Source organism: Streptomonospora nanhaiensis (genome assembly GCF_026642255.1).
Lineage (GTDB): Bacteria > Actinomycetota > Actinomycetes > Streptosporangiales > Streptosporangiaceae > Nocardiopsis > Nocardiopsis tropica.
The window spans coordinates 3,278,148-3,293,185 of the sequence record NZ_CP113264.1 but is presented as its reverse complement, the minus strand read 5'-3'; the positions used below and the strand labels follow the sequence as shown (position 1 = coordinate 3,293,185).

Annotated in this window: 11 protein-coding genes; 4 read left to right on the top strand and 7 right to left on the bottom strand. The window is 75.8% G+C overall.

What is annotated here, in order from left to right; genetic code table 11:
- Positions 1–196 precede the first annotated feature (196 nt).
- Positions 197–1,006: an ErmE/ErmH/ErmO/ErmR family 23S rRNA (adenine(2058)-N(6))-methyltransferase gene (gene erm, locus OUQ99_RS14115; RefSeq protein WP_267949911.1), complete on the top strand. Its 810-nt coding sequence runs from the start codon at positions 197–199 to the stop codon at positions 1,004–1,006.
- A 96-nt stretch (positions 1,007–1,102) separates the two neighbouring features.
- On the opposite strand, the gene OUQ99_RS14110 is transcribed toward erm, so the two are convergent.
- The 3 genes from OUQ99_RS14110 to OUQ99_RS14100 form a co-directional block, all read right to left on the bottom strand.
- Positions 1,103–1,927: an alpha/beta fold hydrolase gene (locus OUQ99_RS14110; RefSeq protein ID WP_267949910.1), complete on the bottom strand. Its 825-nt coding sequence runs from the start codon at positions 1,925–1,927 to the stop codon at positions 1,103–1,105.
- Between the two features lie 258 nt (positions 1,928–2,185).
- Positions 2,186–4,024: a malto-oligosyltrehalose trehalohydrolase gene (gene treZ, locus OUQ99_RS14105; RefSeq protein WP_267949909.1), complete on the bottom strand. Its 1,839-nt coding sequence runs from the start codon at positions 4,022–4,024 to the stop codon at positions 2,186–2,188.
- Between the two features lie 152 nt (positions 4,025–4,176).
- Positions 4,177–5,064: a putative RNA methyltransferase gene (locus OUQ99_RS14100; protein WP_267949908.1), complete on the bottom strand. Its 888-nt coding sequence runs from the start codon at positions 5,062–5,064 to the stop codon at positions 4,177–4,179.
- A 302-nt stretch (positions 5,065–5,366) separates the two neighbouring features.
- On the opposite strand from OUQ99_RS14100, the gene OUQ99_RS14095 reads away from it, so the two are divergent.
- Complete coding sequence (locus tag OUQ99_RS14095; protein WP_267949907.1) at positions 5,367–6,914, top strand: serine/threonine protein kinase; 1,548 nt, start codon at positions 5,367–5,369, stop codon at positions 6,912–6,914.
- 175 nt (positions 6,915–7,089) lie between these two features.
- Positions 7,090–7,488 carry an Imm32 family immunity protein gene (locus OUQ99_RS14090; protein ID WP_267949906.1) on the top strand — a complete coding sequence of 133 codons (399 nt, stop codon included), beginning with the start codon at positions 7,090–7,092 and terminating at the stop codon, positions 7,486–7,488.
- A gap of 259 nt (positions 7,489–7,747) precedes the next feature.
- Here the strand turns inward: OUQ99_RS14090 and treY are convergent, their stop codons facing one another.
- Positions 7,748–10,141: a malto-oligosyltrehalose synthase gene (gene treY / locus OUQ99_RS14085; RefSeq protein ID WP_267949905.1), complete on the bottom strand. Its 2,394-nt coding sequence runs from the start codon at positions 10,139–10,141 to the stop codon at positions 7,748–7,750.
- A gap of 210 nt (positions 10,142–10,351) precedes the next feature.
- Between treY and pstS the strand changes: the two genes are divergently transcribed.
- Positions 10,352–11,506: a phosphate ABC transporter substrate-binding protein PstS gene (gene pstS / locus OUQ99_RS14080; protein WP_267949904.1), complete on the top strand. Its 1,155-nt coding sequence runs from the start codon at positions 10,352–10,354 to the stop codon at positions 11,504–11,506.
- Positions 11,507–11,726: 220 nt separating this feature from the next.
- On the opposite strand, the gene OUQ99_RS14075 is transcribed toward pstS, so the two are convergent.
- The 3 genes from OUQ99_RS14075 to OUQ99_RS14065 form a co-directional block, all read right to left on the bottom strand.
- Positions 11,727–13,379 (bottom strand): glycosyltransferase, encoded by a 1,653-nt coding sequence (locus OUQ99_RS14075; protein ID WP_267949903.1) that lies wholly within the window; start codon positions 13,377–13,379, stop codon positions 11,727–11,729.
- A gap of 186 nt (positions 13,380–13,565) precedes the next feature.
- On the bottom strand, positions 13,566–13,742 hold the full coding sequence (locus tag OUQ99_RS14070) for a hypothetical protein (protein WP_267949902.1): 177 nt from the start codon (positions 13,740–13,742) through the stop codon (positions 13,566–13,568).
- 74 nt (positions 13,743–13,816) lie between these two features.
- Positions 13,817–14,824, bottom strand: coding sequence for a C40 family peptidase (locus tag OUQ99_RS14065; protein WP_267949901.1), 1,008 nt, complete (start codon positions 14,822–14,824; stop codon positions 13,817–13,819).
- Between the last annotated feature and the right edge of the window lie 214 nt (positions 14,825–15,038).

The following is a 15,038-nucleotide window of genomic DNA, read 5'->3' as shown; positions in this document are numbered from 1 at the left end:
CTCCCCGCGGCGCCGCCCAGCGGCCCCGGTGGCCGCGCCGGGCGGTCCCTCCCGTGTGGCCCGCCGGTCCAGGCCCAGTCGCGTCCCCTTTCCCACGGACGGGCTGCCCGACCCCTTCACCCGCACGCCGGCCGGCGTGCCCGTTCGTGCTGCCCGTCCTCGTCCGCCACCCCGCGTGGCCGGAACGGACCTTCCTGTGGCACGAACCGAACGACCCTCCCGGACGAACGCCCGCGACAACCGGCGCCGCCTGTCCCAGAACTTCCTCGCCGACCCCGGCGCCGCGCGCCACGTGGTGCGCGTGTCCGGGGTGGGACCCCGGGACCTGGTGGTGGAGGTGGGGCCCGGCGAGGGCGCCATCACCCGCTTCCTGGCCCCGGCCGCACGCCGGGTGCTCGCCTACGAGCTCGACCCCCGCCTGGCCGAGCGCCTGGCCGCCCGCTACCGCGATCCCGAGCGGGGCGTCCGCGTCACGCGGGCCGACTTCACCCGTGTGCGCCCCCCGGGCGAGGACTTCGCCGTCGTCGGCAACATCCCCTACGCGCGCACCGCCGACATCGTGCGCTGGTGCCTGGCCGCCCCGCACCTGACCTCCGCCACCCTGGTCACCCAGCTGGAGTACGCGCGCAAGCGCACCGGCGGGTTCGGCAGGTGGAGCCTGCTGACCGTGAGCACATGGCCCGAGTGGTCGTGGGCCCTGGCCGGGCGGATCGACCGCCACCGGTTCCGCCCGGTGCCCCGGGTCGACGCCGGCCTGCTGGTGCTGCGCCGCCGCCGCACGCCCCTGGTGGATCCGGGGAGGATGGGCGGGTACCGGCGCATGGTCGAACTCGGTTTCAGCGGGGCGGGCGGCTCCCTGGGCGCGTCGCTGCGCCGCGCCCACCCGGCCCGCCGCGTGGACCGCGCCCTGGACGCGGCCGGGGTGGCCCGGGGCACCCCCGTCGGCCACGTCTCCCCCGACCAGTGGCTGGAGGTGTTCGACGTGCTGGACCCCCGGGGGCGGTGACCGGGGAGGGCCCGGGGGCGCCTTCGCCCTCCCCGGGCCCCCGCCCCGCGACGAGGGACGCGGGGCGTCCGGCCGGGGCGGCGTCCGGCCGCGTTCTCAGCGCAGGAAGTCCAGGAGCGCGGCGACGAGTTCGGCGGGCGCGTCCTCCTGGACCAGGTGCCCGGCACCCTCGAGGAACCGGAGGCGGGCGCCCGGGATCGCGGCGGCCAGCCGCTCCCCCCGTTCCGGGGGCAGCCAGGTGTCCTGCCGGCCCCACACCACCAGGGTCGGCTGGTCGAGGCGGGCGTACCCGTCCTCCACCTCGGCCGTGTGGCGCTCGTCGGCCTGGGCGATCTGGCGGTAGAACGCGGGCTGCCCCTCCTCCCCCAGCCAGGGCCGCACCAGCGCGTCCAGGGTCCCGGCACGCAGTTCGCGGTGGGCGGCCGAGGCCACGTAGGCGCGCACCAGCGCCTCGTGCAGGTGCGGCGGGAGCGCGGCGAACACGTCCGCACCGGCGTTGACCAGGCGGAAGAAGTCGCTGCCCCAGGGGCGCACGCTCACCGCGTCCACCAGGGCGAGCCGCTCGTAGGCGACCCCGTCGAGCACGGCGGCGCGCAGGGCCACCGCGCCGCCGAAGTCGTGGGCGACCACGGCGGGCCGCTCCAGCCCCCAGTGGCCGAGCAGGGCGGTGAACGCGGCCTGCTGGGCGGGCAGGGACACGTCCTGCCCCCCGTACTTGGCGGAGGCGCCGTAGCCGGGCATGTCCCACACGTGGACGGTGTACCGGTCGCCGAGGGCGCGGACCGCGTGGCGCCACACGTAGGACGAGAACGGGGTGCCGTGCAGGAGCACGAGGGGGGCGCCGTCACCGAACCTGTCCCAGTGGACCGTCCCGTTGGGCGCCTCGAACCTGCGGCCGAGCCTCCAGTCGGCTTCGGTCATCATGAGCCCTTCCGTCGAACCATCCCGGCGCCGGATGCCCGGTACCGGGAGCAGCCAGCCTAGGGCGTGTTCCGTGGATGCTGTCCGTCGCGAGCGGCGCATCCGGTGCGTTCATCGCAAGGCCGAAGAAGGAGTCAGGGTGGGGTCCTGTCGACAGATGAGAACGCCGCGAGGGGCGTGCCGGGGCGACGCGCAGCAGGGCGAGTGTCCGCGGAACACGCCCTGGGGGGAGCGGTGACCGGCGGCCCGGGCGGAGGCTCACACCCGCAGGACCGCGAAGCACTCCCCGGGCAGCGCGACGGTGGCGCCGCAGAACCGCGCGGCGCCGTTGGCCAGGACGAGTTCGCGGGGGGCGGCGTCCAGTGCCACCTCGGCGCCGCCGGGGTCCAGGTTGACCACCACCCGCAGCCCGCCCCTCACCAGAACCAGCCTGCGGCCCTCCCCCTCGGCGGTCACCGCGAAGCGGTCCAGCCGCGGGTCGGACAGCTCGGGTTCGCGGCGGCGCAGCGCGATGAGCGCCCGGTACGTCTCCAGGACGAACCGGTGGGGCCCGACCCCGGGCTGGGACCAGTCCAGGACCGCTCCGTCGCGGGTGGCGGGGTCCATCGGGTCGGGGACCTCCTCGTCGGCCCACCCCAGGGCGGCGAACTCGCGGCGGCGGCCCGCGCGCACCCCCTCCGCCAGCGCGGGGTCCTCGAAGGAGGCGAAGAACGGCCACGGCGTGGTGGCGCCCCACTCCTCGCCCATGAAGACCATGGGGGTGAACGGCGAGCACAGCACGAGGGCGGCGCCGCACACGAGCAGGCCCGGCGAGAGGTGTTCGCCCATGCGGTCGCCGCGCGCCCGGTTGCCGATCTGGTCGTGGGTGCTGAGGTAGGCCAGGAACCGGTGCCCGGGGACGCGGGCGGTGTCCACGGGCGCCCCGTGGGTGCGCCCGCGGAAGCTCGAGTAGGTTCCGGCGTGCCAGAACACGCGGCCGAGCGTGGCGGGCAGCGCCCCGGGGCGGGCGAAGTCGCCGTAGTAGCCGTGGGTCTCCCCCGTCAGGGCCACGTGCAGCGCGTGGTGCAGGTCGTCGGACCACTGCGCGCTCATCCCCAGGCCGCCCGCCTCGCGGGGCAGGACGGTGCGGGGGTCGTTGCGGTCGGACTCGGCGATCAGCGACAGCGGGCGTCCCAGGGCCGCGGCCAGGGCGTCGGCCTCGGCGGAGAGTTCGGCCGTCAGGGGGACGGCGCGGTCGTCGCGCAGGGCGTGGACCGCGTCCAGGCGCAGCCCGTCCAGGTGGTAGTGGCGCAGCCAGCCCAGGGCGTTGTCCAGGACGTGGCGGCGCACGGGGTCGGAGTCGGGGCCGTCCAGGTTGAGGGAGGGGCCCCAGGCGTTCTCGCCGCGGAAGTAGGGGCCGAACCGCGGCATGTGGGCGCCCGAGGGGCCCAGGTGGTTGTAGACGACGTCGAGGAGCACGGCCAGACCCCGGGCGTGGCAGGCGTCCACCAGGGCCTTGAGGGCGTCGGGGCCTCCGTAGGGGGTGTGGACCGCCGCCCACAGGACCCCGTCGTACCCCCACCCGTGGGTGCCGTCGAAGGCGTTGACGGGCATCAGCTCGACGTGGGTGACGCCCAGGTCGACCAGGTGGTCCAGCCGGTCGACGGCGGCGGTGAGGGTGCCCTCGGGGGTGAAGGTGCCCACGTGGAGCTCGTAGACGACCGCGCCCGGCAGCGCCCGGCCGGTCCAGGAGGCGTCGGTCCACCCGAAGGCCGCGTGGTCGTGCACGCGGCTGGGGCCGTGCACGCCGTGGGGCTGGTCCTGGGAGCGCGGGTCGGGCAGGGGCGTGGGGTCGTCCTCCAGGAGGTAGGCGTACTCGGTACCGGGCCCGGCCCCCTCGACCCGGGCCCGCCACCACCCGTCCGCACCCCGTTCCATGGGGACCACGCGCGCACCGGGGGCGGGGGAGCCGCCCGGTCCCCCGGCGCCTGCCCTGGGGGCCACGCTCAGGCGGACCCTCTCCAGGCGGGGGGCCCACACGGCGAAGTCGCCGTGGACGCCCAGGCCGGTGTCCGCGGGGGGCCGGGCGGTGGTCGGGGTGGTGTCCGGTGCGCTCACGCAGGGTGTGTACCCCCCGGTCGGCCCCGTCACCCGCGGGGCCGACCGGCCGGTGGGCGGCGGGCGGCGGGCGGGTACGCGCCCGGGCGCCGGGAGGGGGCGACGGCGGGGGCCTCGGGCGCCGGCCCGCGGGGCCGTGTCCGACCGGGGTCTCAGGCGCGGGGGCGGTAGACGTGCAGCCGCACCGAGGCGGTGACGGTGAACGGCTCGGGGAGCCCGGCGACGCGGGCGCGCAGTTCCCCGGCTCCGATGTGGCGGGCGCTGGGGCCCATGCCCACGACGGTCGCCACGTCCTCGTGGGAGAGCGCCATGGCCAGGCCCAGGCCCTGTGCGCCGACCGGTGCGAAGTGTCCGTGCAGGGACTCCGCCAGGCGCTCGTCCTTGCGCGGGTCCACCTCCAGCAGCCCCAGCGGGGCGCGCAGTTCGGCCAGGTGGTCGGCGGCGGGGACGACGACGAGCAGGACGCCGTCGGGGCGCAGCACCCGGTGGAACTCCGCCGCGTTGCGCGGCGCGAACACGTTGAGCACGGCGTGCGCGGAGTCCCCGCGCAGGGGCAGGCCGCGCCAGGCGTCGGCGGTGACGGCGCCGCCGCGCCCGTGTGCGCGCGCGGCCCGGCGGGCGGCCCACTTGGACACGTCCGCGGTCAGCCCCACGGCGCCGGGCAGGGCGTCCAGGACCCGGGTCAGGTAGTGGCCGGTCCCGCCGCCGACGTCGACCACGACCGGGGCGTCGTCGCCGAGCTCGCGTCGCAGCGCGTCGGCGAGGGCGTCACCCACGAAGTCGTAGTGTCCGGCCTGCTGGAAGCGCAGGCGGTCGGCGACCATCTCCTTGCTGTCGCCGGTCCCGGGGGGCGTGGCCCCGGTGAGCAGGCTCGCGTAGCCCTCCCGGGCCACGTTGAAGCTGTGCCCCGCGGCGCAGGCGAGGCCGCGCTCGTCCGGGCGCAGGCCCTCGCCGCAGGCGGGGCAGGCCAGGAGTGCGGCGACGGTGCCGGGCATCCGCAGCCTGGGGCCGGTGTGGTGTGTGGTGTTCGCTTGCGCCATGATCGCCGCTCAGCCTATCCCCTCGCCCGGACCGGGGCGGGGCGGTGGACGGCCGGGGCGGTCCCGGACCCCGCGGCTCCGGCCGGGGTCGGCGGGCGGGTGGGCACGGCGAACCCCGCAGCGGTCCCCCGGCACGGCCCGGGCGGCGGGATCCGCGGCTCCGGCCGGGGCGGGCCCGCGCGATTCCGGCGCGGGGGGCGGAACCACTTCCCGCCGCCGGGTATCTGAGATCGTAGTCACCGTCGACCTCGCAGCCCCCACCCCCTTGAGGCGCCCTCGCCCTCCACCCGCAAGGAGCACGCGTGAAACCCCCTGTCGCGGACCGCTACCGACTCGACGAAGTGATCGCCGCGGGCGGCATGGGAACGGTCTGGCGGGGCCATGACCTGCGCCTGGACAGACCGGTCGCGGTCAAACTGCTGCGCGACACCGCCTTCCAGGACGCCGAGGGCGCCCGGAGGCGCTTCGAGCGCGAGGCCAGGGCCGCGGCCAGGCTCAGGGGGCCCGGCTTCGCGGAGGTCTACGACCACGGCGAGACGGTCCTGGACGGCGAGAAGCTCGCCTACCTGGTGATGGAGCTGGTCGAGGGGGAGTCCCTCACGGCGCTGCTCAGACGCGAGGGCCCGCTTGTGCCCGACCGGGCCATGGAGATCACCGCCGTGGTCGCCCAGACCCTGCAGACCGTGCACGACGAGGGCATCGTCCACCGCGACATCAAGCCCGGCAACATCCTCATCAACCTGGACGGGGAGGTCAAGCTCGTCGACTTCGGCATCGCCCGGATCAACGACGCCACCTCCCTGACCTCCACCGGCATCGCCCTGGGGACCCTCTCCCACGCCTCGCCCGAACAGCTCGACATGGGCGAGCTCACCTCCCGCACCGACATCTACTCGCTCGGCACGGTCGCCTACCAGTGCCTGGCCGGGAGGCCGCCCTTCGACTCCGCCGACCGCGCCGCCGTCATCGCGGCCCACTTGAACGCCGATCCGCCCCCGCTGCCCGACCACGTCCCCGACCTGGTCGCGCACGTGGTGCTCGTCGCGCTGGAGAAGGACCCGCGCGACCGGTGGGGTTCGGCGCAGGAGTTCGCGGCGGCCTGCCGGGACGCCGCGTCCGGGGACCGAACCGTGCTGACCCGGCGCACGCGCAGCAGGAGGGCGGGCCCCCGGGGGATGTGGTCCTGGCGGGGCGGGTTCGTCGCGATGGCGGTGGCCGCCGCGCTGCTGCTGACCGCGACCCTGGTGTGGTCCCCGCTGACGGGGACGGACGGCTCCCCCACGACCGCGGACGGGGCCGCCGCCGAGGCCCCCGCGCCGACCGGCGGCACGCCCTCCGCCGACGGCGGACCGTCCGCACCCGAAGGGGACCGGGGCCCCGGCGCGACGGCCCCCGCCTCGGACTCCGACGAGGCCCCGGGCGCCTCCGAGCGGGAGGAGGACGACGAGGAGGACGAGGCGGACGGGGGCTCCCCGCGGGACGACGGCGCGCCCTCGGGCGGGAGCGGTTCGGGGGACGGGACCGGAGGCGGTGACGGCGGCGGGTCCGGGGGCGGGGGCGGCGGGTCCGGGGGCGGCGGCGGGTCGGCCCCCACCGGCGGCACCGTGCCCGACGTCGAGGGGATGACGACGCACAGTGCCAGGAGCGTCCTGCGCGAGCGGGGGTTCACCAACGTCCAGGGGCAGTGGCAGACCTGGGGCGAGGGGCAGAACTTCCTCCCCTCCGAATGCGAGGTGCTGTCCCAGACGCCGGCCTCCGGCACGGACCAGGACCTCGACGCACCGGTGCGCCTGACCTACTTCTACTCCCGCGGCCTCCCGGACTGCGGCTTCCCCGTCTTCGGCCGGTAGGCGCCCGCGCGACCGCCCGCGGTCCGGCTCCTCCCGGGGGGCGCCCCCCGGGGAGTGTCGTCGAGCGATGAGCGGCGTCCATGACGTCCGGACCCGAGTTGGGGCAGCCCGGTCGACCAAGGCAACATCTTTGTTCGTTGAGTCCGGTGTCGTGGATCCGAAGGGGTTGTGGCGGATGAGGGTTCTGTTCTTTCCCGATGGCAGCGGGGTGGACGTCTCGGGCGACGCGACGGAGCTCGTCCTCCTGGCCCTCGCCCTCGTCGGGGGGAAGGGCCGCGTGGAGACCACCGCCTCGGCCGAGCCGAGCTTCGGCGGCACCGAACTGGCTTCGGTCGAGGTGGTGGGCGCCGGCGGCCCGGGGGTCGGTGTCAGGGTCGACGTGGAGCGCCGCGTCCTACTCATCGAGGGTGACCGACCCGGCTTGACCGCACTCGCCGACGACGTCCGGTCGATGGCGGGGATGGACGACGGCGGACACCAGCACATCGAGTACTTCCCAGGTCACCACTACCTTGCCGCCGGATCACTGGCCATGGTCGTGAACAGTCCGCACGGGGGCATGCCGGCCCGGTGAACGCCCGATGGCCGCGGTCGGCGGGGGTTCGTGGAAGGTGCCGTCGCGGAGCACGGCGAAGAGGACGGCGGCTCCTCCTCCAGCGGGACACAGCAGAGCGTGGGTCGTGGTGCCCGCCCCGGCCGTCCTCCTTGTCGTGGCAGGCCGGGGAAGCAGGGTCGGCCAGAGCGGCACACGGAGAGGAGGAAGGCCCGTTCGAGCTGCTCGCCCCCGAGGGGCTGTTCACCGCCGATCGAGGAGCCTGGGCTGCGCACGGCCCTCACCGGCGGACCAGCACGGCCACCGGGTAGCGCCGGAGCAGCTCCGCGAGCGGCGCGCACGTGTGCCCGTCGGTGCGCGCGGGCGCGAGGACGCGCCCGGTGAGCCGGTCGGTCCACTCCCCCGGGCCCGCGGGCAGTGCCAGGACGGTGTCCGCCCACCCCCCGCCCGCGGCCAGCCCCAGCGGCAGGCGGGTGGCGACCGCCACCACGTCGGGGTGGCGCGCCCCCCGCGAGGTCCGGGCGAAGGCCACGGCGTGGCCGGCGGCCCGCCCCGAGGCGGTGAGCGGCAGGTAGCCGGCGGGGCGCAGCTCCCGGCGCAGGCGCAGGCAGGTGCGGACCAGGTGGAGCTTGGCCGCGCCGGTCCCGTCCACGGGGGGAAGCCACCCCTCCTCCAGGCGGGCGAGCATGTCGGCGCGGGCCCGGTGGTCCACGGGCCTGCGGTTGTCGGGGTCGACCAGGGACAGGTCCCACAGCTCGGTGCCCTGGTAGACGTCGGGGACCCCGGGGCCCAGCAGCTGCACGGCCTTCTGGCCCAGGGAGTTGCTCCACCCCGCGCCGCGCACCGACTCCACCGCCGAGGCGACCTCCTCCCTCAGGGCGGGGTCGCCCAGGACCCGGCCGGGCCAGGAGCGCACCCGCTCCTCGAAGTCGGCGTCGCGGTCGGTCCAGGAGGTGCCCAGGCGCGCCTCGCGGGCGGCCTTGAGCAGGTACTCGGCCAGGCGGTCCGCCCCGATGGGCCAGGCCCCGACCAGGGTCTGCCAGCCCAGCAGGTTGAGCGCGGGCTCGGGCAGGGCGCACCGCCCGGTCCAGCGGCGCACCGCGCCGGCGAAGGCCTCCGGCGTCTCGGACAGCGCGGCCAGGCGGGCGCGCACGTCCTCGGAGCGCTTGGTGTCGTGCGTGGACAGGGTCGTCATGGTGGCGGGGCGGGAGGCCTCCCGCCGAGCCGCCCCGTCGTGGAACTCACCCGGGTCCACGGCGAAGCGCGAGGGGTCGCCGCCCACCTCGTTCAGGGCCGCGAACCTGGTCCCCCGGTAGAACGCGGTGTTCTCGGTCCCCATCGCCACGACCATGCCGCTGGTCTGCTGGATGCGGCGGGCCGGCTCACCGGAGGGGTCGCCGCGCACCAGCCGGTCGATGTCCTCCAGGTCCGGGGCCAGGTCGGGGCGCCGCCCGCGGGCCCGGTCCACCGCCGCGGCCCAGTCTGCCTCCCCCTCGGGGAGGTAGGAGCGGTACACCCCGAAGGCGCACAGGAGTTCGGCGACGGCCTCCTCGCGTCGGCGGGCCGCCCCCTCGGGGTCCGGATCCGCACGGTCCCCGGCCCGGGGCGGCAGCAGGGCGGCGATGCGCCGCACCTCCGCGCGCAGCAGCACGGTGGCCGCGTGGCGGCGCGCCCCCTCGTCGAGGGCCTGTGCGTCCACCTCCACGCCCTGCTCCCGGGCCAGGTCGGTGAAGGCCGCCTCGCCGGCCGGGTCGACGAACAGCCCGCACACCTCCCGCAGGGCGTCGTAGCCGGTGGTCCCGGCCACCGGCCAGGACTGGGGCAGGCTCTCGCCGGGGGCGAGGACCTTCTCCACCACCACCCACCCGCCGAAGCGCCCGGCGAGCCTGCGCAGGTACCCGCCGGGGTCGCTGAGCCCGTCGACGTGGTCCACCCGCAGCCCGTCGAGCTGGCCCAGCTCCGCCCACCGCAGGATCTCGGCGTGGGTGGCGTCGAACACGCCCGGCTCCTCGACGCGGACGGCGGCCAGCCCGTCCACGTCGAAGAACCTGCGGTAGGTGAGTTCGGAGTCGCCGCGGCGCCAGGACACCAGCCGGTAGTGCTGGCGACCGTGGACGTCGCCGACCCGGTCGCCGGGGGCGTACGTGCCCGGGGCCAGGGGGTAGCGCTTGTCGTGGTAGGCCAGGCACCCGTCGACCACGCGGAGGTCGTCCAGGGCCGAGGCCCCGCCGTCCCCGTCGTCGGCCAGCACAGGCACCAGGACGGGTCCGGCGTCGAAGTCGACGTCGAAGCAGCGCGCGTACACCGACGCCCGCCCGTGTTCGAGCACGTCCCACCACCAGGGGTTGGCGTCGGGCCGGGCGACGGACATGTGGTTGGGCACGATGTCCACGACCACGCCAAGGCCGCGCTCGCGGGCCTTGGCGGCCAGGGCGGCGCGGGCGGCGTCGCCGCCCAGCGCGGGCGAGACCGCGGTGGGGTCGACCACGTCGTAGCCGTGGCCGGACCCGGGCGCGGCGGTCAGGACCGGCGAGAGGTAGAGCGCGCCCACCCCGAGCCGGTCCAGGTGGTCCACCAGACCCGCGGCGTCCTCCAGGGTGAACCCGGGGCTCAGCTGCAGGCGGTAGGTTGACGTCGGAGCGGCGGCCGTGGGCGTGCTGTGCGTGCTCGTCACGCACGTACCCGTGCCCGTGCCGCCCGCGTGTCATGCACGCCCGTCACCGCAGGCGGTGAGCGCCATCCCACACGGGGGCGCTTTGGGGGTGTTGGTCCACCGGTGGTTAAATTCTTCGGCGGTGGACCATCACCAGCGACGACGTGCCGGGAACCGGCCGCGGCGGTGAGACCAGGACCACCGACACCGACGAAGGGGATAGAAGCAGTCGTGCTCCCGTCCAACAAGCACACCAAGACCGGCGCCCCGCGCCACCGCGGCGCCTACCGGGGGGCGGCCTCGGCCGCGCTCGCCGGTCTGCTGCTGGCGACCACCGCATGCGGAAGCGACGACGCGGTCCAGGGAACCGCCCCTCCCGCGGTCCCCGACGACCTGGAGTGCTTCTCCGGAAGCCTGTCGGGCGCCGGGTCCAGCGCCCAGGAGAACGCGATGACGACCTGGATCGCGGGCTACCAGTCGGCGTGCGAGGACGCCCGCGTGTACTACGACTCCATCGGGTCGGGCGGGGGGCGCAACCAGTTCATCGACGGGGCCGTGGCCTTCGCCGGGACCGACGCCGCGATGGACCCCGACGAGAACGGCGACGCCATGGAGCGCTGCGGCGGGACGAACACCATCAACCTGCCCGCGTACGTGGTGGCCATCGCCGTGGTGTTCAACCTCGAGGGCGTGGACTCCCTGAACCTGCGCCCGGACACGATCGCCAAGATCTTCAACCAGGACATCACCCGCTGGGACGACCCGGAGATCGCCGAGGACAACCCCGACGCCGACCTCCCCGACCTGGAGATCACCCAGGTCAACCGCGCCGACGACTCGGGCACCACCGAGAACTTCACCAACTACCTCAGCCAGGCGGCCCCCGACGCCTGGCCGCACGAGGCGGGCGGCCAGTGGCCGATCACCCCGCGCGAGTCGGCGCAGGGCAACAGCGGCATCGCCGACACGGTCCAGCGGGCCGAGGGCTCGATCGGGTACGTGGAGATGTCGCACGTGCACGGGATGTCCACGGCGAACATCGGGGTCGGCGGGGAATTCGTGGAGATCTCCCCCGAGGCCGCCGCCCAGGTGGTCGCCGACTCCCCCCGCCGCGAGGACAACGCCAGCGAGCACGACCTGGCCCTGGACCTGGAGTACGGCACGACCGAGGCGGGCAGCTACCCGCTGGTCCTGGTCAGCTACGAGACCGTGTGCGAGGAGTACCCGGACGCGACCGAGGCGGAGAACGTCAAGTCGTTCCTGCGGTACGTGGTGAGCCCCGAGGGCCAGGAGGCGGCCTCCGCCGAGACCGGCTCCACACCGGTCAACGACACCCTGCGCGAGCAGCTCCTGGCGTCGATCGACGCCGTGGGCGCGCGGGACTGACGCCTCCGCCCGGACGGGGCGGACCGAGCGGGCGCGCCGCCCCTGCGGCGCGCCCGCTTGACGTTCGGCGTCGGGTACCTTACGTACGGACCGCGTCGCGCTCGGTCACAGGGCCGGGCGCCGTGGTGGGCGTGCGGGGCCCGCTCGTCTCCGGGCCGGTGTCTTCCCCCATCTGCCCTGACACGGCCGGACCCCGCACGCCCTCCCCCGGGGCCCCGCCTCAGCCCTCCTGGGCCGGGTCCCGGCCGGCGGCGGGGCCGTGCGCCCGCTCGCGACGCAGGCGTCTCAGCGTGCCGCGCCAGGCGGACCTCACCAGGGCGCCCACCGGCCGCCGCCCGCCCCGCCCCGCGCCGGACGCCGGCGCCCCCTCCCGGGACCCCGCGTCCCCGTGGGGGCACGGGGCGGCGACCGTGTCGGGGGCGGTGCGCGGCTGCGGCGGCACCGAGCGGTACAGCGACAGGTCGGTGAGGGTCTCCTGGCCCGCGTGGATGCGGTAGCGGCCGTGCAGCTCGGCGACCACGTCCCCCAGGTCCTCCTCCTCGCCGCACACCCGCATGGCCCGGGCCAGGGCCCGCGTCCGCCACAGCCGCACACCGGCGTCGCGGGCGGGCGAGGTGGCGGAGAACAGCTCGGTGAGCCCGGCGCGGGCGCGTTCGGCGCTGGCGAGCAGCCGCGACAGTGCCACCTGCCCCAGCCCCCACGCCACCGGCACCTGGAGCAGGAAGGGCGAGGGGAAGCCGGTGCGGGGCGCGGCGGTGGCGAAGGAGATCCGGGGCTCGCGCAGGTAGTTGGCCTGGACCAGGCGCAGGTCCAGGTGGGGGCCGCCGGGGGCGCCGCCCCCCTCGCGCACGCCCTCCCAGTCGGCGACCAGGGTGATGGCCAGGTCGGTCTCGGCGCTGTCCAGGAGCCGGTCGACGCAACCGCGGACCAGGTCGTAGGGGGCGCCGGACACGTCGACGACGGCGTGCACCAAAGGGATGCGGCGCCGGTGGGCGGGGACCCGTTCGCGGTAGGCGTGGGGGTGGGGCATGAGTTCGGCGAGCACCTGGGTGCGGAAGCGCTCGGAGGGCAGCCGGGTGCGCGCGGTGCCCGCGCGGCCCACGTGCCAGGCGGTGGCGGCGGGCTCGGGCACCATGACCGCGCCCGCCTGCCAGAGGCGGTAGCCGAACTCGGTGTCCTGGCCCAGGTCGAGGTCGGGGTCCACCCCTCCGGCGGCCTCGTACAGGTTGCGCCGCACACCCGCCGCCGCGCCGACGTAGGCGTGGAAGCCGAGGTGGTCGGCGTCGCGCAGGCGGTCGCTCTGGGTGAGCAGGCACTCGACCCACTCGTGGCGGCGGCCGGTGTCCAGGCTCCGGTGCAGGGTCCCGGCCCGGACGCGGGACATGAGCTCCTCCGGGGTCCGGGGGCCGGCGTCGGCGAAGCGGACGCGACCCAGGGTGACGGCCTCGGCGTGCGTGTGGTGCCAGCGGGCCTGGGCCTCGACGAACTCGGGGCCGGCGACCATGTCGGCGTCCATCCACACGAGGATGTCGCCGGTGCTGGCGTGGGCGCCGTAGGCGCGGGCGTACCCCGCGCCCCATCCGCCCTCGGGGGCGTTCAGGACGCGGCACCGGGCGGGGCGCAGCGGGGGCAGGCGCAGGGCGGGCGAGGAGTGGTCGTCCACGACCACGACCTCCAGCAGGTCCTCGGGGTAGGTCTGGGCCGCGAGGGAGGCCAGGGCGAGGTCGAGCCGGCGCTGGCCGCCGCGGGCCGGCATGACGACGCTGACGCTCAGGTCGGGGGTCCAGCGGCCGATCTCGGGGGGTGTCAGCGCACTCCAGTCGTTGCGGAAGACGCGGGTGAGGACCCGTTCGACCCGCCCGCGGTGGGACACCCCGTCAACATGAGACCCTACGTGCTTATTCAGTGACACAGAGTCACTATAACCCTGTTTCCCCGAACCGCTGCGGCCTTCCCCGATGTGTCACCGGATCACCCGGAGAGCACCCCGGGCACACCGCGGGGCGCGTCGCACCGGCCGGTGCGACGCGCCCCGCCGGACCCCGCCCCGGGAGGCGGGTTACCGGCCCCTCCCGGCGGAATCGGCCCTGAGCATCCTCACCCCGAGGACGACCACGCCGACGGCCAGGGCGACGACCACGCCCCAGATCAGCAGGCCGACCACCACGGAGAGCAGCCAGAAGAAGGCGAGCACCACCGCCACGCCGGCGGCGACCCTGAACAGAAGTCGTCCCATGGGCCGAAGGATACGCGGGCCGCACCCGGACAAGAGCGCGGCCCCGCCCTCGCCGCGACCGCGCGGCCGATCCGCTAGCCGACGCGGACCGCCCCGGAGAAGACGCCGTCCCAGTACGCGGCCAGCGAGACCTCCTCCAGCGGCTTGGAGGGGTTGGAGCCGTGGATCATCATCCCGTTGCCGGAGTAGATCCCCACATGGCTGGGGGCGGACTCGCTGTAGAAGAACAGCAGGTCCCCCGGCTGGACCTCGTCGCGCGAGACGCGCGTGCCCGCGTTCACCTGGTCGTAGGTGGTACGGGGCAGGCTCACGCCCGCCTGGGCCCACGCCGCCTGGACCAGGCCCGAGCAGTCGTAGCCGTCGGGCCCGGTGCCGCCCCACACGTAGGGCTTGCCGATCTGCGCGCGGGCGAAGTCCAGTACCGCCTGGACGTCCCCGGACACCGCGCCGGCGTCCCCTCCGGTGGCGGCCGCGCCCGCGGCGCCGGCCGTCGGGTCCACCCCGCCCAGGCTCTCCAGCACCACGGCCTGCTCCTCCAGGGCCGCCTCGCCCTCCTCCTGGGCCGACTCGGCCTCGGACAGGGCCTGCGCGGCCCCCTCCTCGGCCGCCGCGGCCTGCTCGCGCAGCTCCTCGGCGCGCTCCACCTCCACGACGTAGTCCGCCAGGACCACCTCCTGCCCCTCGGAGAGGAAGTTGAGGTCGGCCACGTTCTGCAGCGCCGCGTCGGGGGAGCTGTCGAACAGCACCGTGAAGAGGCTGTGCGTGGACTCGGTGTAGGCGACCCGGGCGATCCCGGCGACCTGGCCGGACATGGCGTCCAGGTCCTCCTGCGCCTCGGCCAGCCGGGCGTCGATGTCCTCCAGCTCGGTCCGGGCGCTGGAGTGGTCCTCCTCCGCCTGGTTGAAGGCCTCGTTCAGCACCGAGAGCTCCTCCTGGAGCTCCTCGTAGCGCTGCTGCGCCTCCTCCGCGGTGGGTTCGGCCAGTGCAGGGGCCGAGGAGAGGGCGAGCGCGCCGAGGGCGACGAAACCGACCGTCGCGCCGCGGCGCCTTCCACGCGAACCGGGTTCGGGGTTGCGAGTCAAGGGATCGACTGCCTTTCTCCCACACCCGTCTACCAGCGCAGGGCATCCCGCGGACACACCTGTGGCAGGCGTGCGGGGATGAGCGGTAGGGGGTCCCGGTACGCGGCGGGAAGGCCGCGGGAGGTGTGCCGGGCGTGCTGCGGTGGCCCCCGCCCTCGGGAAGAGAGCTGCTGACGGGCGGGGTGCGACGGAAACCGGACGCCGTCACCCTGAT

Coding starts and splice junctions, on each gene's coding strand:
- OUQ99_RS14110 (WP_267949910.1), bottom strand. CDS start 1,927: ATGACCGAAGCCGACTGGAGGCTCGGCCGCAGGTTCGAGGCGCCCAAC.
- OUQ99_RS14100 (WP_267949908.1), bottom strand. CDS start 5,064: ATGGCGCAAGCGAACACCACACACCACACCGGCCCCAGGCTGCGGATG.
- OUQ99_RS14090 (WP_267949906.1), top strand. CDS start 7,090: ATGAGGGTTCTGTTCTTTCCCGATGGCAGCGGGGTGGACGTCTCGGGC.
- OUQ99_RS14070 (WP_267949902.1), bottom strand. CDS start 13,742: ATGGGACGACTTCTGTTCAGGGTCGCCGCCGGCGTGGCGGTGGTGCTC.